At 47.0% G+C, this 18,034-nt stretch carries 12 protein-coding genes; 5 read left to right on the top strand and 7 right to left on the bottom strand.

Annotation, left to right across the window (positions count from 1 at the left end; genetic code table 11):
- On the bottom strand, positions 1 to 2,756 hold a 2,756-nt coding region (locus Q365_RS26025; RefSeq protein ID WP_162176387.1), incomplete at its 3' end, for a S8 family serine peptidase.
- Between the two features lie 811 nt (positions 2,757 to 3,567).
- Between Q365_RS26025 and Q365_RS0123890 the strand changes: the two genes are divergently transcribed.
- Positions 3,568 to 5,514 carry a RecQ family ATP-dependent DNA helicase gene (locus Q365_RS0123890; RefSeq protein ID WP_028025731.1) on the top strand — a complete coding sequence of 649 codons (1,947 nt, stop codon included), beginning with the start codon at positions 3,568 to 3,570 and terminating at the stop codon, positions 5,512 to 5,514.
- 108 nt (positions 5,515 to 5,622) lie between these two features.
- Here Q365_RS0123890 and Q365_RS0123885 read toward each other — a convergent pair whose 3' ends face one another.
- Together Q365_RS0123885 and Q365_RS0123880 are read right to left on the bottom strand one after the other, a co-directional pair.
- Positions 5,623 to 8,544, bottom strand: coding sequence for an ATP-binding response regulator (locus Q365_RS0123885; RefSeq protein WP_028025730.1), 2,922 nt, complete (start codon positions 8,542 to 8,544; stop codon positions 5,623 to 5,625).
- On the bottom strand, positions 8,537 to 9,820 hold the full coding sequence (locus Q365_RS0123880) for an acyl-homoserine-lactone synthase (protein WP_028025729.1): 1,284 nt from the start codon (positions 9,818 to 9,820) through the stop codon (positions 8,537 to 8,539). Before Q365_RS0123880 ends, Q365_RS0123885 begins: the two co-directional genes overlap by 8 nt.
- Positions 9,821 to 10,238: 418 nt before the next feature.
- On the opposite strand from Q365_RS0123880, the gene Q365_RS0123875 reads away from it, so the two are divergent.
- From Q365_RS0123875 to Q365_RS0123865, 3 genes are all read left to right on the top strand, one after another.
- Positions 10,239 to 10,760 carry a DUF2058 domain-containing protein gene (locus Q365_RS0123875; protein ID WP_028025728.1) on the top strand — a complete coding sequence of 174 codons (522 nt, stop codon included), beginning with the start codon at positions 10,239 to 10,241 and terminating at the stop codon, positions 10,758 to 10,760.
- A gap of 184 nt (positions 10,761 to 10,944) precedes the next feature.
- Positions 10,945 to 11,082, top strand: a complete 138-nt coding sequence (locus Q365_RS27040; RefSeq protein WP_169737860.1) for a hypothetical protein — start codon at positions 10,945 to 10,947, stop codon at positions 11,080 to 11,082.
- A 257-nt stretch (positions 11,083 to 11,339) separates the two neighbouring features.
- Entirely contained in the window at positions 11,340 to 11,876 is a 537-nt protein-coding gene (locus tag Q365_RS0123865; RefSeq protein WP_028025727.1) for a hypothetical protein, read from the top strand.
- Between the two features lie 220 nt (positions 11,877 to 12,096).
- On the opposite strand, the gene Q365_RS0123860 is transcribed toward Q365_RS0123865, so the two are convergent.
- Together Q365_RS0123860 and Q365_RS0123855 are read right to left on the bottom strand one after the other, a co-directional pair.
- Positions 12,097 to 13,008, bottom strand: coding sequence for a 2OG-Fe(II) oxygenase family protein (locus tag Q365_RS0123860; RefSeq protein ID WP_028025726.1), 912 nt, complete (start codon positions 13,006 to 13,008; stop codon positions 12,097 to 12,099).
- A 219-nt stretch (positions 13,009 to 13,227) separates the two neighbouring features.
- Positions 13,228 to 14,136 (bottom strand): LysR family transcriptional regulator, encoded by a 909-nt coding sequence (locus Q365_RS0123855; protein WP_028025725.1) that lies wholly within the window; start codon positions 14,134 to 14,136, stop codon positions 13,228 to 13,230.
- Positions 14,137 to 14,334: 198 nt separating this feature from the next.
- On the opposite strand from Q365_RS0123855, the gene Q365_RS0123850 reads away from it, so the two are divergent.
- Positions 14,335 to 15,150 (top strand): SDR family NAD(P)-dependent oxidoreductase, encoded by an 816-nt coding sequence (locus tag Q365_RS0123850; protein WP_028025724.1) that lies wholly within the window; start codon positions 14,335 to 14,337, stop codon positions 15,148 to 15,150.
- Positions 15,151 to 15,275: 125 nt separating this feature from the next.
- On the opposite strand, the gene guaD is transcribed toward Q365_RS0123850, so the two are convergent.
- Positions 15,276 to 16,640: a guanine deaminase gene (guaD, locus tag Q365_RS0123845; RefSeq protein WP_028025723.1), complete on the bottom strand. Its 1,365-nt coding sequence runs from the start codon at positions 16,638 to 16,640 to the stop codon at positions 15,276 to 15,278.
- Entirely contained in the window at positions 16,637 to 17,941 is a 1,305-nt protein-coding gene (locus Q365_RS0123840) for a solute carrier family 23 protein (RefSeq protein WP_028025722.1), read from the bottom strand. Before Q365_RS0123840 ends, guaD begins: the two co-directional genes overlap by 4 nt.
- Positions 17,942 to 18,034 lie beyond the last annotated feature (93 nt).

The raw sequence follows: 18,034 nt of genomic DNA, 5'->3' as shown, positions 1-18,034 counted from the left end.
CCGTCGTTGTCATCATCCTCATCGTTCGGATTAGAGATACCGTCACCGTCCGAATCTTCGGCACGATCATCAACCCCGTTGTTGTTGGTGTCACCGCCGCCTTCACCGTCTTGAAGGTTCAGCATGCCGTCACCGTTGGTGTCAAACGCGGCAAATTGGTATCCATGCATGTCGAAGGCCGTGCCATCGTTCTCTGGGTTCTGGCTTTCTAGATCTAGGAAGTCTGGAATACCATCGCTGTCAGAATCTGGGGCAGGGTCAACGCTGGCTTGCAGGTCGATGCTATCGACTGTCAGGCTGCCATCGGTGTCTGCTAAACCGGCTTCAATCACATCAGGAATGGTGTCGTTATCCGAGTCCAAATCCACATCGTTAGTCACGCCATCGTTGTCAGCATCAGCCGATAAACCCGCGCCTGAAAGTGGCGTCAATTCAATATTGCTAAGTCGGATCGCGCCGCTGTAGAAGCTTGAATCGACGTAGAAGTCAGGCGTTTCGCCGCTGTAGGTGACTTCTCTAACCACAGAGTCATTACGCAGATAGCGAATAGTGTTTGAATTCACTTCGATAGTCAGCGTGTCCCCAACGGCAACGCTACCGATACTGCCTTGGCTTGAGCCACTTTCGTAAGCGCTCAAAGAGCCGCCAGTTAAGTAGAAGGCGTAATCGATATCGGTATAACTGGCGGAGCTTTCGACACTGCCCAGCCCAATCATGTTGTAGGTGCCTAGTGCATCGACAGTGAAGCTCAGGCGGTAGTTATCGTTAAAGCCATATTGAGAAAAGCGATCGGAGTTTGCTTGCTGTCCCCAGCTACCGCCGTTTGCCGTTAAGACGCCGTCGGTAAAGGCTGAATTGCCTGTCAATGTGGGCCAATTTGTAACCAAAGCAGATGTGCGAGATTCGAGATCGTCGCTTAAGCCATCGTTATCTCGGTCAATATCACCGTTGTCACCGACACCGTCGCCGTCCGAATCTACCCATTCGTTTGGATCGTTGACAAATTGGTCGCTGTTATCACCGACGCCGTCGCCGTCAGTGTCTGTTGTTTCTGAATCGTCGAGAGGGAATGCGTCGTTTTCATCGAGCACGCCGTCATCGTCATCGTCTTCATCAACGCTGTTTCCGATGCCATCGCCATCAGTATCATATTGTTCGTTCGGGTCGAGTGGACGCCAGTCGTCCTCATCGTTTACGCCGTCACCGTCATCATCGTTGTCGGCATTGTTGCCGATACCGTCATTGTCGGTATCTGTCGTTTCGGTGGCATCTTTTGGAAATGCGTCCTCTTCATCGGGTACGCCATCATTGTCATCATCGGGATCGACATCATCGAGAATACCGTCGCCATCGGTATCGACAATCACAGATTCGACAAGGTTTTTCATGTCAATAATACCTTCCGAAACCGTTAATCCGCTCCATGCAGGAATTCGACGAGAGGTATCCATGACGAGTTGTTTGATTTCCCGAAAGGTCATGGATGGATCTATAGACCATGCAAGTGCCACGACGCCGGTGACAACGGGGGTTGCTTGAGATGTACCGCTAAAGCCCGAGTAACCGCCTGAGGAATTGGCCGTGTTAAATTCTGTCGGCGCTGCAATATCAACACTCACTGCACCGTAGTTTGAGTAACTGATACGGCTTTCGCTTTGGTTGGATGCGGCGATACTTAAAATGTTGTCATTGTCATAAGACGCGGGATAGACAGGGCTATTGTCTATGTTGGAATTGAAGTTGTGTGATGCGATAACCATCAAGTGATCGTCGTCAGCAATATCGGTGATTAAGTCTTTGAATGCTTGGCTGTAATCTCCGCTAATCCCCCAACTGTGGTTGGAAATACGAGAGCCCTTTGAAGTGGCATATCGCAGTGAGGCCATGGCATCAGAGACGGCCGCCGCAAAACTTAGCGGCCCCCCTGTATCCATTAATTGACAGGTCCATGCACTGCCGACATAGCCAATACCATTGTCACCACGTCCACAGATTGTTCCTGCGACCGGTGTTCCGTGGCTACCAAATACGGTGTTTGTTCGGCCGTTAATGTCGTCCACAATGCCATTGTTGTCATCGTCGACGCCATTCCCTGCGACTTCATCGGGATTAACCCAAAAGTTATCTCTCAGATCTTCATGGCTGCGAAGGATACCTTGGTCATAGACCGCGATGGGGCCAATGGCTGATGCATCGGTCGTCGTGTCCCACGCTTCATAGGCGTTCAATTGATTCAGCCACCACGCTGAACCATTGCTAATACCGCCGTTCGATTCGTTAGGTGCGAGCGCCCATTCGATCAAATAATCAGGCTCACCGAATGCCACATTGGGGTGGGCATTTACGACTTCTAGAGCCGCTTCAAAGCTCAAACCTTCAGGGATCTGATAAACGTGTACGCGCGTATCTGGACTCGCTGGATCGAGGGATGTTTTATGTTCAAATCCAATATCAGACAGGGCTGTCATGGTTTCGACGCCATCGAGCAATCGAACCGTTAACACGTCTGGAACGTGTTTTGACTCAACCATGCGTGCAAAAGTGGGCAATTGAAGGGGGTCACGCCCTTGGCTGAGATGATAGTTTTCGAACTTAAGCCAACCGGGTGTGCGCTGTTGGCTTATGTGTGCGTCGACTTGATTGAGCCAATATTCACTAAAAGGCTTGCTGCTTAGCGATGCCTTCATCCAAGGGCGTTCTGGGTCATCGCCATGATCAATACCGTTTCCTGCGAGACTATCCTCGAAAGGAATCACTGGCTTCGGTTGAATGACCGGTTCTTGTTTCTTTGTTGACGTGCTTGGTGCCGAGCTAGGCATCGCATTGGTCGAAATGGAAACGCTAAGAGGAGGTGGCGCAGCGTGGATATTGACGGATTGACTTGCGCCAATAACGAAAGCCGAGCTTAATAAAAATACACTTAAAGAAATGAGCCGTTTTCGATTTTTTTTGATTCCATTGTTTTGGTTTTGTTCTAGTTTGTTTTTATTTTTTTCGGGATCTTTGTTTGATGTAGCCAAAGTTTCAATCCTTATGTGTATTGAAATGAAGAGATAGCTAGTGAGCCATGTCTAGTTTCTCTTTCATCACATGGTTTGGTTGATTTTTTGGGTATTAATCGTGCGTATAAGAATGATCTAGAGGCTAGTTGAGCGAGAGGTACGAATGTTGTAGCAAACATTAGAAAATGGTTTTTGTTATGAATTACTACATTAGGGAGTGATGTTTTTTGTGGAATATACCCTAAAAAATATCAGTGGTTCATATGTCGAAATGATTCTCATCCAACCCTTTGACTATTTTTCAATGCGAATGGGCTAATTTTATTTCATTGCTATTAATGTGGGTTTATCCGCCACGTAATAAATATAATTCGTCTTTTAATCGAACAAGTGCACTTGGTATACATCAAGGTTTGATGCTTGGAACTCGGTGGCTTTGACTTTTTGATTTGCGACCTCGTTGGTGTCAATCAATGCGGGTTGTTTGGGTATAACACTCGTCGCAAGGCGGGTAGGCGTGTAAACTTCAGGATTGCTTGATTTCTAACAATGTACCGAGGCGAAAATGAAACCGGATATCAACTATTTACAGACACTTCAAACAGTATTCGGTTTCGAAGGTTTACGAGGCGGCCAACAACAAGTGGTAGACCGCGTGTTGTCTGGGCGTTCATCTGCGGCCATTTTCCCAACGGGTTCGGGTAAATCATTGTGTTATCAGTTGCCTGCTTTACATCTTCCACACCTGACGCTTGTTATATCCCCGCTATTGGCATTGATGAAAGACCAACTCGATTTTCTGAAAAGCCGAGGCATTGCTGCAGCGTCGATTGATTCCTCTTTGTCGTATGATGAATCGAGAGAAGTAATGCGTGGCGTAAAGGCGGGAGAGATCAAAATACTGATGATCTCGGTCGAGCGTTTAAAAAATGAGCGCTTTAGGCAATTTATATCATCAGTCTCTATTTCATTGTTGGTGATTGATGAAGCGCACTGTATTTCAGAGTGGGGTCATAATTTTCGCCCGGATTATTTAAAGCTGCCTGTTTATTGTCAGCAGCTTAATATTCCCCAAGTCTTATTGCTAACGGCCACAGCTACGCCAAAAGTGATAGAAGATATGGGCGTTAAGTTTGGTATCAATGCTGAAGATATTGTTGTCACAGGTTTTTATCGTGAGAATTTAGATCTCAACGTTGTTCCCTGTCCTGAGAAGGACAAATCGAATGCTTTACTTGAACAATTGAATAAAAGTCCGTTGGCGCCCACCATCATTTATGTCACCTTGCAGAATACCGCCGAGACGGTTGCTGATAACCTCAGGCAGCAAGGCGTGCCAGCGTTTGCTTATCATGCGGGGTTGCCAAACGATAAGCGACAAGATATCCAGAATCGATTCATGCGTGGGGAAATAAACTGCATTGTTGCCACTATCGCGTTCGGAATGGGTGTCGATAAATCCGATATTCGCACCGTTATTCACTATGACTTACCAAAATCCATTGAAAACTACAGCCAAGAAATTGGTCGTGCGGGGCGTGATGGTCAAACCTCAACGTGCACTGTGTTGGCTAACAGAGAATCGCTCAGTGTGCTGGAGAATTTTGTCTATGGTGATACGCCAGATCGCGCTGCTATTCTGGCGGTTATCAATGAGATTGGCAGTACGTCACAGGGTAACACGTGGGAGGTGATGCTTAATCGTCTATCCCGAGACACAAACATTCGTCAACTCCCGCTCAAGACGTTGCTCGTGTATTTGGAATTAGAAGGTGTTATTGAGCCTAAATTTAGCTATTTCGCCGATTATCGCTTCAAAACCCTAGTGAGTGTCGAGAATATATTGGCGCAATTTGACGGCGAGCGTCAGCACTTTGTGAAGGCTGTGTTCGATTCATCACCGAAATCTCGCACGTGGCACACGGTAGATTTCGATGCGCTATGGCAGGGTTATCAATCAGATCGACAACGTGCGGTTAAGGCGTTGGATTATTTCGCTGAAAAGGGATGGATTGAGCTTGAAAGCAAGCAAATGACGGATGTCTTCAATATTTGTCGTCCTGACGTTTGTGAAGGCCAAGCTGCGCACGAACTTAGTGAATACATTCATCAGATGTTTCAGAACAAGGAACAGAGCGAAGTTGAACGTGTTCACGCCATGCTAGCACTGTTTGAAACCACCACGTGTTTGAGCCATCGATTGGCGCGTTATTTTGCCGATGAACATGCTCCTGAGCGATGCGAACATTGTTCAGTATGTCGTGGTGATGTGGCGGTATTGCCAAGCGCTTCAGATTTGCCTGCGTTAGATGTTCAGCAACTGAAAACTGCAAGCCAACCCTTGTTTGATGCGGCCAAAAATGAGGCCGTCACACCCGAAGCCACCGCGCGATATTTGTGTGGTATTTCCACGCCGCTAACAGGGCGTCTCAGGGTAGGGCGCACGGCAGGTTTTGGTCAATTTGGTCACTATCCATTTGCCGAAGTTAAAGCACTGTGTGAGCAATTCTAAGGTCAGTCGTTTAGGGTGCTTGTGTTGTTCATCTCACCCATTAGAGATTGAGTTTCTTGTATCCCCAGCAATCCAAACCTATGAGATTGTTGGGGATACAGAGAGAAATTACGCCTGACGTTGAGCGTCGTCGACGAGGTGTTTTTTCGTCGCCAACCATTTCGTCAGTGTTTTGATGAGTTGCTGTTTGGTGGTAGGTTTAACAAGATGATCGTGCATCGCGCTTTCTATCGACGACCTCGTATCTTCACTGTATTCACCCGATAGCGCCACAATGATTGTGGTATCACTTAACGCACGGATTTGCTGTGCGGCTTCAATGCCACCCATTCCCGGCATGTGTATATCCATAAGCACCAAATCAAATGACTCTGCGGTGACCTTCGTCACTGCTTCCTCTCCTGAAACCGCTTGATTGACAATGACACCTTCACTTGTCAGGTAAGCTTGAACGAGGAGGCGATTGACTTGCATATCGTCGACAACCAGAACGCGTTTTCCAATCAAGCTGCCCAGTTTGGCGAAGCGACCTTCGTCAATCAGGTTCTCAAGTGAACGGTGCAGCGCAAATCGGTTATTGATGCCTTCAATCTCGCCTTGTATCAAATCAGCAGAGCTCAAGATCCTATGGTGTTCATGAGTTACTTCACTGCTGTAACGAATAATGGGTGTCACTTGTAAGTCATGTCCAAGATCTCCCGCTCTAAGGGCTTGAAGCAGATTGCTTCCCTCTATGATGAGCGCACTATCAATGACAAGAATATCGACAGGATGTTGGCACGCGTGACTAATACCGGCTTCGATATCAGCAGCGATGTGGACGTTCTTTGCCATGATTCGAAGTTCACTGGAAAGCCAATGGCTAGCGTGACTGTCACCGACCAGGATAATCGACTTTTCTTCAAGGTAGGAAGAAACAATCCCTTTCGTCTCTTCGTCATACAGTTGCTCGTTCACGGATGGGAAATAGAGAACGAACTCAGTGTACTTTTCCGGTAACGAGCGGCAAATGATGTTTCCGTCGAACGATTGCATCACGCGCATACAATACGACAGGCCTAGTCCATTGCCTTGCTCTTTGCCGTGCGAGTAAAAATCATCAAAGATGTGTGCTTGGTGATCTACGGAAATACCAGGCCCTGTATCGACGATATGAAGCTCATTGTATTCGCCGTTCTTTTTGAAATGGATGTTTACCTGGCTGTTTGGGTAAGCTTCAAAATAGTGCACCGCGTTTTTTAGCAGATTGAACAGCATGAAGCTGAACAGGGTGTCGCTTCCTTTAAATATAAAATCATTTTTTACACTGAGATGGATGCGACCGCGATAATTGTCGCTATAAAAACTGAAATCACTGAGAACTTGTCGAGTCAGCTCCTCCACTGAGTAGTGTTCGAACACCTCTGTTTTAATGCCTTCACCACGCAATTCATCAAGAATAGCGTCGATAAACCGCGTACCAAGTTGAACGGCTTTCTGTCCTTCTGCCAGCTCTTGGTAGATTTTCTTCATGTCATGGGAAGCGAATGGGCTAATTGAACCACTCTCTACGTTAAACATGTCGGCATCAATGCGTTCAAAGTGGTATTTGATTTTAGTGAGGGGGTTACGGATTTCATGGGCAATGGAGCCTGCCAATACTTGAGACTTTCGGATCTTATCTTCAGTAATGATGAATCGGTTAGCCTCGTCAAAAAGACGCTGTAAGCCCATGATCTCTTCACTGGAGAACAGCTCATTTTCGTTCTGTTTGGATACCATATACAAATGGGTGACTTCACTTTTTTCATTGGTAATAGGTAAAACCAATGAAGTGCCAGTGTTTCCCATTTCTTTAGCAAGACTGGTTAGTGATTCACAATCGTCAGATTTGTCGTGCCGAATTTGATATTCAAGTTCCTCTCTGACGAGCACCGAGCGGTCACCCTGAAAACACGAAACAAACACGTTGGTTTCAGCGTTATTCCCTACTTTCTGAATGCGTCCATCTTTTGCATTGAGGACGTGATTGAGCTTAACGACAGCCTCATCGGTAGAATAACGAAACTCACCAATTAAATTGCAGATGCTCTCAACAGGGTTTCCCTGTTTCCGGTAAAGCAATTGGTTCACTGCGCGGCGAATTAGCGCAAGCGAAGTGGGCCAAAAAACGCCAGTGAGCAATGTCCACGCGACGATGAGTAGCGTGGCTTGTTTGAATTGTTGCATGCCGATGAACAGGATCGGTGTGACGTACAATGCAGCGTTAGCAATGAAACTGACACTAACCATAACAATGTATCGACTGCTATAAAATCGGTTATGAAGTAAGGCATAACCCACCATGATGGCTTCGATAATTGATAAGGCAGGGGGTACCCAAGCCATCGAGAAATCATTGAACAAAACGGGTATTAGGAAATGGGCAAGAAACGTCGAGAGAATAAATCCGACCATGCCAATGACCATATAAGAAGCTTTGACTTTTTTTAGCCTCTGAGGGCTTCGACTTGAACGAATGAAATTGACGAGCGTGAGTACAACAAGAAGCAGAAGAATGCCAAAAAACGCCCCACTCGCGGGCCCAAAGTGAATTAAGAAATCACCAATATCGTAGACATCAACATGGGTGATGTTCGCTTCTGGTATGGCATTCGTGACCAAGATAACAACGCAGGTGACACCAAAAAGTAGCCACTGCCGCCGCTTTAGCTTAAGCCCCTCACGCTCAGACATTAATCGGCATGAGAAAAGATAGGCGAGCGCAAATGCAAGGCCGGAAAACACGTTCGCAAGTAGCGCCATCACCAACGTGGTTTGAGCGCTCGACGTCACAAGAAGATCGGATTGAAAATACGCGTTGGATAGAATCCACAAAGAGATAAAGACGGTGTAGAGCGTATAGGGAAGGTAAATAGGCCGGAAGACTCCAGACCTATTTTTGCTCAATGCTCTAACAAAGTGAGAAGCCCAAAGCATGACAACGACGGCAATCCCGACAAGGAAAACTGCGGTGAAATTTGCTGACATGGTGTGAAAATATTCAAGCATTCGTCGATACTCTTGCTTGCTTGCGCATTGCTATAATTCTCTTGTTGTAGCCTCTAAAGCTACACGCTTCAAAGGCTTGGCTCATCGGCCCAGTGAAAACAATTCCCTGATAAGTCGTCAGAGCGGTTCCTTCCACTTTCTGGTGGCACAAGGGCACATATGGCAGTGTTCCGTTGCCATCATTATTCACAGATTGATAAAAGCCTAAGATGGAAGGCTGCTCCACGATGGTGTAAGCCGCTTCTATGCCAATGTCGGCAAGCTTAAGTGTCAGAAATTTAAGCGTTAAATATAGAATGTGATTCAACTTCTCTCGTGGGCCAGCGATGGCCATTCGAATGATCTCGCAGACCGCCGATTTCTGAGTTGTTGCTTGCAACAGTGAAAAATCAAATGCGGGCACTGATACGGTTTTCAATTTATTTTTCAGATCTTCAGAGAATATTCCGGAGCGTTCTAACGTTCTAATTTTCTCACTGGACAGAGTCAGTGTCCAATTTTCTGTTTGAAAAAAAGGATCGAATGTCAGCCAGTTATCACGCTGTTCCCAACGTTGAATAAGTGCTGATGATAATAGTAGCGGGTAATCATACTGCTCTTGATACAAAATGAAGTGTTCACCTGAAGATGAGACATCTAGGTAATAGAGCATTTCGTACCAATGCTGTTGTTTCACGAATGTTTCTAAGTTGATCAGAACGTTAGCGAGAGACAACTTCATTGGCACACTGGCGTAACTGGTCATGAACAAGCGCTCATCATGACGAATGTCACCGACCACTTCGTAGCGATAACTCTCCATTTCTAGATCTGGCTTTTTGATGCGCTCATTTGAATAGTGACGAGTGGATAGGTGTGTTTGAGCCTCAACAACGATTTGGTGAACTTTAAAGGCAGCCCAACAATTTAGTATGTCGCCATAAAGTGCAATGGCCGTTTTTTCGATCGTGGCAAATTCATCTGGAAGCCCATTTAGCGGAGTCACTCCGCAAATCGATGTAGCAATATCACAGGTGAGCGTAGTGTAGAGGTTACCCTTGGGCTGATTGATGGGAAGTGTCTGCGTTATTTCTTGTGTGCGATGGGAAACGATTTTCTCGAACACATCATAATGGTGTGTCGCTAGCATGTAGTCATTGATGAAGCTGAGAAAGATGTCTTTGGGGAGGAAAACGCTTTGCTGAGAGCCTGTTGGCAACGACAGTGCAAGAGTCTCAAGGTTAGCTTGGAGAGGTGCTTTTGTGATTTTTTGTTGGTTAGCGATGTTGTCGTACATACATAAATCCTCGACATAATATTGAAAAGTCCAGATAAGTGTACGAACGATGTATGGTGAATTCTGATGTTAAGAAAAGTATTTGATGCTTTCACACAAGTGTTTCGATTTATAACTTGTTGTCGTAAGGCATGCTGCCTTGGCTTATTTTCGCTTCTGTTGATAAAAAAATTATTTGTGAGTGTGCGAGATAGAGCTTCTAGCGGATGTTCTGATTGAAGGGTTCAGCGAAATTGTCTGCGAAATGAGGTGAGACTAGGAAATCGGAAAAGACGAATCTCAATTCGTACAGGATTCAATGTGGGATCTGCAATAACCAATGGTATTATTGGGTCATTGAGGCAAACGCACGTAAAGTTTGGCGAGCAAAACCATAGGCACATACGATTAGAGTGAAATGTGCGAAGACGGAGTCAAAATGGCAAAACTAACACTTCAAGAACAGATGCTTAAAGCAGGTCTGATTGATAAAAAAGCGATGAAAAAGGCAGGGAAGACGTCGAAAAAATCCCGCACAATGGCGAAAGCAGCAAAAGCCGCAGTAGAAGAAAATCGCACGGCTCAAATGGCTCAAGATCAAGAGCTTAATCGCCAGAAACAGTTAGAAGCTCAGAAAAAAGCCATTCTTGCTCAGGTGAAGCAACTGGTTGAGATGAATAAAATCGATCGTAAAGATGGCGACATTGGATATAACTTCACCGATGGCACGTTAGTGAAAAAGCTTTATGTGACCAAAGACATTCAAGCGCAGCTAGTGAATGGTCGTTTAGCCATTGCTCGCTACCTTGATGGCTACGCCATTGTCCCAGGTATCGTTGCTGACAAAATCAGCCAGCGCGATGAAGAAACCATCATTGTGAATAACACCGTATCTGCGCAGGAAATTGATGAAGATGACCCGTACGCAGATTTCCAAATCCCAGATGATTTGATGTGGTAATTATCAACGCCACGAAGTGATAACAATGAGACCTTGCCCTTTTGGGGTGAGGTCTTTTTTTTGTCCTTATGTCATTGATTTGTCACGAAGGGTAAAGGTAAGTAAAGGCCCTTCTTTTTGTAGTGAAAATGACGATACTTGGCAGCGTTGTTTGGGTATAAGCACAAAAATAAGGATTAACTCAATGAAAAAACTCGCGATTGCTGCACTTGTATTGTTTGGTCTAACCGGAACCGCCTACGCCTTGGATACGCATTTGGGACATGATTGGTCAGTGCCAAGTATTTCTATGTTTGATTGTCACAATGGTGGTCATCACTAACCGCGTTTGAGTGATTTAGCCGCTTCGCCAAAGAGCCAAAAAATAGCCACATATTGTGGCTCTTTTTGTCTCTACTTGGTGACATACACTTCGATTTTCTTCTTTTATAACCACAGTGCCTGTTGGGCAAACAGTGACATATGTGAACACCGATTCTTTGGTTACGGTCGGACTCTATTTTGAGACATCCAAAGCGCTTTCAGTGGTGGTAATGTTTTCTCGGCATTGGAATAAAGAAGAATAAAAAGGGAAAGAGTATGAAGAAACTGGCGTTGGCGATAGCAGTAACCGTAACTTTGTCTGGTTGTGCGGATAAAGACTTAGGACAGGTAGTTAATGACGGTGTAAACGGCGCGATAAACGGCGTTTTAGGCTCTGTAGGGGGCGTTGGCAATGGCACTGTGGTTAAAAACGACAAAGGCTTTAGCGTAGAGAAAGAGAGGATTTGGACTCATAAACCGGAAAGATCAAGTCGAGACTATGGTTCAATCACGCTCACCAAAACAGTTAAAAATCCTAACTCGCGTACCGAAGTGTTCCTAGAAAGTTGCTCTCAGCCGAATATTGGTTCTCTTGAGTGCGATGGGAGTATTTTTTTGGTCTCGCCAGAAGGATGGCTGAATGACGATAATATCTTCTTTGAAAGTGAGGGTACTTATCAAGATATTACTGTTGCTGCGGGTAAGTACTATTTCAAATTAGAGTCTGAAGGCACTGGGACTAAGTACTATGCGACGGGAGAAGCCAATATTGTCCCGTATAAAACAAACTACATTGCCGTTGTTTTAGAGTGATCAGGATGCTTTGTTGATCATGTTTAATTGGGTTTGGTCATGATTCATCTCACGATGTGAGCAAAACCAACCGTTAAACCGCAATGTGTTAAGCAAAAAGAGGCAGTGACTGGTGAGCCACTGCCTGTGCGTGCATGCCTACTAGCCTTGCGCATGTATGCCTACTAAATTGTTACCTATTGCTTGTTTGTTATGCTGTCCACTGTTCTTCCTTTTAGGGTTAGAACGGCGCAAATTTGTCTGCATCAGCCTCGGGTATCGTCCATCGCTGCTGGGCATCGACTTGCTCAATACGTTGGCCAGCAAGCGGGATTTGCATCCGGTCACCGTATAACCAAAGTACCATGTTGCTTCGCGTGCCGCTGGTAATAGGATGAGCCGCATGAGGTATGTTACCTCTGTGGATCATCGCTGTACCCGGTTTGAACGTGATACGTTTCACCTCGCCCGAGACTCGGTCATAGAAATCTACTTCTGAACCTGTAAACGATTCATCTGGTAGATTCATATTGATATTCAACGTCGCTGCACTGGCATCGGTATGAGGCTGCAGTGACGTGTCTATCCCTACCTGATACTGAATCGAAAACCCAAAAGTCTGACTGTCATAACCCATCACGCCGGGGAACAACAGCCTTGCGATAGGGCGCATGTATCGGTCCATAACTTCACGATAAAACGCTTGAAATGCTGGTGCGGCCAAATAGCCTTCAGAACGTGGGTCGAGCATAGCACCGCGGCGATTTAGCGCGATTCCATATGGTGGACGGGTTGGTATACCTGCATCAGCCACCGCTTCCAGATACCCACGCAGCTCGGCCAGACGCTCAGGGTCAAAGAACTGTGCCTGATAGACGCCGTCAGATACTTCTTCCCAGAGATCTTGAACAGCAACTTCTTTGGTTGGGTCAAGCCATGCTTGCTCAACGGCTTCTCTGAGTTTGGGTTCAAGCAGTGATGTGTCAGGCTTGAAATTAGGTGATTCTTCACTCGTTTCCCATGCTCGCCAAGCCTCGGTGAGCAAATGGGTGTTGGTGTCCCAGAAACGTTTTACTGACGGTGCACGCTGCAACATGGATTCGCGAGAAGGCAATGCTAGAGCGCGAGCCTCAGTGAGGGGATCATAAATCACGTTGTCGATGTGAGTGGCCATGTTTTTCATCTCGCTTTCTCCTTTTGCTAAAAAGTCACCGATTGTCGGCTAACAATTTTCGATGGGAGAAGTCTAATTCGCTTCAAACGGCGAATAAATGGGCCAATTCAATAATCACTATTTGCATTTCGACGATAATAAAAGGCGACGTGAATAAAATGGCTGTGACCGCAATGCGCAATGACTGTGGTGGCGTATTTAGTGTTCCCACACTGGCGGATTGCCAATTTTCTCAACGAGATAATCAATAAAGACACGAACCTTGGCAGTCAGCACGTTTGATTTTGGGTAAACTAGCCACACGGAACTTTGGTCATCAACATGGTAGTCAGGCAAAACCCTCACCAGCGAGCCGTCTTTTAGATCGTTGTGGATATTCCAGATCGAACTCATGCAGATACCGACGCCCGCTTTGGCAGCGATGCGCATGCTGGCGCCGTCATCACAAACAACCCTTGGCTTGCTGCTGGTTGGAGGGAACGTGCATTCTCGTTTGCCGTTGCTGGCGATCAGCTTTCTGGATTTGGCTTTCATAAATACCAGTAGTTGATGCTCAATCAAATCTTCTGGCGCTTGCGGAGTACCTTTGGCCGCTAAATACTCGGGTGATGCGCAGAGGACTCGCGTATCGCTGGCAAGGCGTCGGCCAATCAGGCTGCTGTCTTCTGCAGCAAGGTTTCGTAGGGCCAAATCATACCCCCCTTCAATCAGCTTGACCTGAGTGTCTGAGAGCATTAACTCCACGTTGATTTTGGGATAGCGTTCCAGAAATTCTGCAAGGATGGGTACCACATAGAGCTGTGCGAATGTGCTGGAAGCGGCGAAGCGCAACGTGCCACTGACATCAGGGTTTCCCCGGCCTAGCGCCGCAAAAGCAGCTTCTTGCTGCGCCAAGATTTCTTTGGCATAAGGGAGAAACTCGGTGCCTTCAATAGACAGGGTCACTTTGCGGGTGGTGCGGTGAAAAAGATCCGCACCCACTTCCGTTTCCAGTTTGGACAGCCAAGCACTTGCAACAGAAGGGGTAAGCCCAAGCTGCTGACCTGCAGCACTGATGTTCAGCGTTTCTGCGGCGAGAACAAATAACTTGATGCTATTGGTGTTCATCCATTATCTCCAAAATCCGAATTCTGATTTTATTTTTCTGTTATTTATACACTTTAACCAAAGTATTAAGCTTGTTCCATTGATTCGTTGAACACCATGATGTGCGAGTGTTTGGGGATAGAGTGCGAATCCACGTCTGATTGATATACTCGATCAGGAAAAAGCCGTGAACCAAATAATGATTAAAGGAATAGCATGATGAAAAAGACCCTATTATTGACAGGCGCCACTGATGGCATCGGCTTTGAAACGGCGAAGAAACTGGCAGCCGACGGCCATACGCTTTTGTTGCACGGTCGTAATAGCGCCAAATTGGAGCAGGCCAAGAATGCATTGTCTGAGGCATACCCGAATGCCACGCTTGATACTTACTTGGCTGATTTGTCGGATTTGTCTCAAGTGGTCACGATGGCCGAACAAGTGAAAGCGAAGTATTCAGCCATTGATGTGCTGATCAATAACGCTGGCGTTTTCAAAGTGCCTACGGCGGTGACCAAAGAGGGTTACGACGTGCGTTTTGTTGTTAACACCTTAGCGCCTTATGTGTTGACCAAAGCCTTATTGCCTTTGATGGGAGCAGACAGTCGAGTGGTGAATTTGTCTTCTGCGGCGCAAGCGCCTGTTAGCTTGTCAGCGCTAAAAGGCGAGCAAGCCTTGCCTGATGGTGCTGCGTATGCGCAAAGCAAGCTGGCGATAACAATGTGGAGCTTTTTGATGGCGCAAACGCTAGGGTCGGATGCACCCGTTATAGTTGCTGTCAATCCGGCATCATTTTTGGGTAGCAAAATGGTCAAAGAAGCTTACGGTTCAGAAGGCAAGGATTTAAGCATTGGTGCTGATGTGTTAGTTGATGCAGCCCTGAGTGATAAGTTTGCTGATGCTTCTGGTCGTTACTTTGATAATGACATTGGTGCATTTACACAGCCGCATTCTGACGCGCTAGATTCAAGCAAGAATGAAGCCTTGGTGATGGCAATGGACGAGGTCCTTGGCAAGCTTGGCATCCAATCTTAAACCACCAACTCTTAAACCACCAAAGGTCAACAGACCCTAGCGATTCTGAAAAATTAAAACCTCCCGATGCACCAGCAGGGGAGGTTTTTATTTTGGTATCAATACAGGTTACTTGGGTATAGACGCTATCGAACTTGTTTGCCTTGTACCCAGACTTTGTCGATATCGCAGCTTTGGCCTAGAGACACGATTTTCTCCAAAATGTCGCGAGGGGTGTCCATATCTTGCCAAATTCGCAGGTTACCTAAGGCACTCGGTTTGATCACGAGCGCATCAAAATGGAAATCCTTTTCGAACACACCGACTTTTTCATTCAACACACGTCCACCGCCAGCGGTTGCCATCCAGAATGCTTCAACAAAGCTAACACGCGAACCCGTCACGCCGCGCTCGGCAGCGGCTAAACGTGTATCAACGCCATCTTCACGAACGCGAGAATGGGTCACTGCGTCAAAACTGGCGCGGAATATCGAAGGCGATGGTGCGCCGGCAATATCACTGCCGAGGCCAATACTCACACCGCTGTCTAGTAACTCGCGTGTGTGCATGGCGGCGTTGGCAAAGTACATATTCGACAACGGGCAATGGCCGATGCCTGCATCAAACTCTTTCATCACTGCAACGTCGTTGTCGGTCAGAAAAATAGAGTGGGCCAGCACGGTTTTGTTGTTCAACAACCCAGCGTCTGCATAAATCTCAATGTCTGACTTGCCATAGTGCTGCAGTGCATAATCGCGTGCCCAGTCGCTTTCAGAGCAATGGGTTTGCATGTGAACGTCGTGGTGCTGAACCAATTTCCCCAATTCGCGCAGCAATGTTTCGGTGCAACTTGGTACGAAGCGAGGGGTGATCACAGGCTTCACCAAGCCGTGTTCATTGCCTTTCAGGCCACGCACGTTGTGAATGAATGCTTCTGTGTCAGCGAGTGATTGCTCAATGGATGACTCGCGATAGAACGTAGGGCATTGTTCTGCGTTATCCATGTTGATTCTGCCGACGAACGCTCGTTGGCCTTGCTCAAGGCTAATGCTCGCCAACAGTTCTGAGGCTTCACGATGGATAGACGCAAAGTACACCGCGCTGGTCGTTCCGTTGGCCAGAAGCGTGCGTGTCACGTCTTGGTATACCGTGTCTGCAAATGCCAAGTCGCTGTAACGGTTTTCCAATGGGAAGGTATAGTTTTGCAGCCAATCATATAGGGGCAGGTCTAAGCCTTTACCTGCTTGTGGCCACTGTGGAGCGTGACAATGGAGGTCAACCAGCCCTGGCATCAGGTACTGACCTTTCTCTACCGTAATCAGCTTTAATGAATCGCGCAATGCGTTCAGATGAACGCTGTACTCAGGTTCTCCAACACGGCTGGTGGCCATGATGTCGCCACGGTCGTCCACCAAGATCAAGAAGTCCGGTATGAATGCCAGTTCTCCCTTTACAGGCGCGTGGAACGTGTCGGCAAGAATACCAAATTGAATACGAGCCATGTCAATCATGCTTCAGCCTCCAGCGGCGCTTCGTTAGGGAGAACAAAATTTAAGATAACAGCGGCGAGCGCACCGATCGCAATGCCAGAATTCGCCAAATAGCCCACTAATTCTGGCAGCGCGTAAATGATTTCACGAGGCATCAAGACTGCACCAAGCGCCAGCATGATCGGCAAACCAATCACTAACATATTGCGTTCGGTCAGGTGTATGTTTTGGACGACGCGGAAGCCGTTCATTGCAATCACCACACAAATCACTGCAAAGATGCCAGCAATCACCGCGTGTGGCACAGAAGCAATCAGGCTAGTCAGCTTCGGAACAAGGCCAAGAACGAGAAGAATAAAACCGCCAGCGATAATCGCACGACGAGAAGCCACGCCTGTTACCGCAATGATCCCCGCATTGGTGGAATAACCCGTCACAGGGCTTCCGCCCAGTAGAGAACAAATAAATTGGCCAGCCGCTTCACCTGTCGCACCGCGGTTTAAGCGGTTGTCATCCAAATCTGTGCCCGTTACCGCAGTGACAGCACACCAAGTGCCCGTGGTTTCAACTAACACAATCATGGTGACGAATAATAGCGTCAGGATGGCGAGCGGATCGAACACCAGTTCGCCAAACGGTAACAAGCTTGGAAGCTCTATCCATGCTGCTTGGGATACTGCAGAGAAGTCTGCCATTCCCATTGATTCCGCGACTAGAGTACCGACGACAATGGCACCCAGAACGGAAGCCAAACGCAGCCAATGAAGTTGCTTAATAAAACAGCCAAGAAGAATGAAGGCACTCAGAGAGAACATACTCGCCATGGCAATAAGAATATTCTCAGCAGGGCGGTCAGCGGTGTAAATACCATTGAATGCCACTGGCAGCAAAGAAATGCCCACTACGATGATCACTGTGCCACCGACGATTGGCGGCACGAAGGTTTTAACCAAACGGCTGAACAGGTTCAGAGGACGACCGAGCAAAGCGACACAAATCGCAACGGGGATCATTGCGCCATACACCGCACCCATACCCATGGTTTTTCCAATTGCCGCGATAGCGCCGATAGGAATGTAAGAGGGGCCTTGCATGACAGGCAGTTTAAGCAGGAAGCCAGATTGAATGATGGTACACAGACCCGCGACGATAAACGTCATTTGGATGAGCGAAGACGTATCCCCAACAGAAAGAGAAAGCAAACCCGCAAGGATGATTGGGACGATATAGAGGTCCATCGCCAGCACATGTTGTGCGCCAAGAGACAAAGATTTCGGCAAAGAAATCTTTTCATCGATATTCAAAGGAACAGCAGTTTTCATAGGTTTTAGTACCAAAGTGAGTCTTGAAATCAGCAGGCGACCACTTGGCCCTTTGGTGAGCAACCAACGTCAGTAACGCCTTGAAATTGGCGC

The sequence above is a fragment of the Enterovibrio calviensis DSM 14347 genome, assembly GCF_000621165.1.
GTDB lineage: Bacteria > Pseudomonadota > Gammaproteobacteria > Enterobacterales > Vibrionaceae > Enterovibrio > Enterovibrio calviensis.
The sequence above is the reverse complement of the archived record's forward strand: the minus strand, read 5'-3'. Positions and strand labels throughout refer to the sequence as shown.

Excerpts from the sequence above, each read along its gene's own strand:
- Q365_RS0123890 (WP_028025731.1), top strand. The coding sequence starts at position 3,568 with ATGAAACCGGATATCAACTATTTACAGACACTTCAAACAGTATTCGGT.
- Q365_RS0123885 (WP_028025730.1), bottom strand. The coding sequence starts at position 8,544 with ATGCTTGAATATTTTCACACCATGTCAGCAAATTTCACCGCAGTTTTC.
- Q365_RS0123880 (WP_028025729.1), bottom strand. The coding sequence starts at position 9,820 with ATGTACGACAACATCGCTAACCAACAAAAAATCACAAAAGCACCTCTC.
- Q365_RS0123875 (WP_028025728.1), top strand. The coding sequence starts at position 10,239 with ATGGCAAAACTAACACTTCAAGAACAGATGCTTAAAGCAGGTCTGATT.
- Q365_RS27040 (WP_169737860.1), top strand. The coding sequence starts at position 10,945 with ATGAAAAAACTCGCGATTGCTGCACTTGTATTGTTTGGTCTAACCGGA.
- Q365_RS0123865 (WP_028025727.1), top strand. The coding sequence starts at position 11,340 with ATGAAGAAACTGGCGTTGGCGATAGCAGTAACCGTAACTTTGTCTGGT.
- Q365_RS0123855 (WP_028025725.1), bottom strand. The coding sequence starts at position 14,136 with ATGAACACCAATAGCATCAAGTTATTTGTTCTCGCCGCAGAAACGCTG.
- Q365_RS0123850 (WP_028025724.1), top strand. The coding sequence starts at position 14,335 with ATGAAAAAGACCCTATTATTGACAGGCGCCACTGATGGCATCGGCTTT.
- guaD (WP_028025723.1), bottom strand. The coding sequence starts at position 16,640 with ATGATTGACATGGCTCGTATTCAATTTGGTATTCTTGCCGACACGTTC.
- Q365_RS0123840 (WP_028025722.1), bottom strand. The coding sequence starts at position 17,941 with ATGAAAACTGCTGTTCCTTTGAATATCGATGAAAAGATTTCTTTGCCG.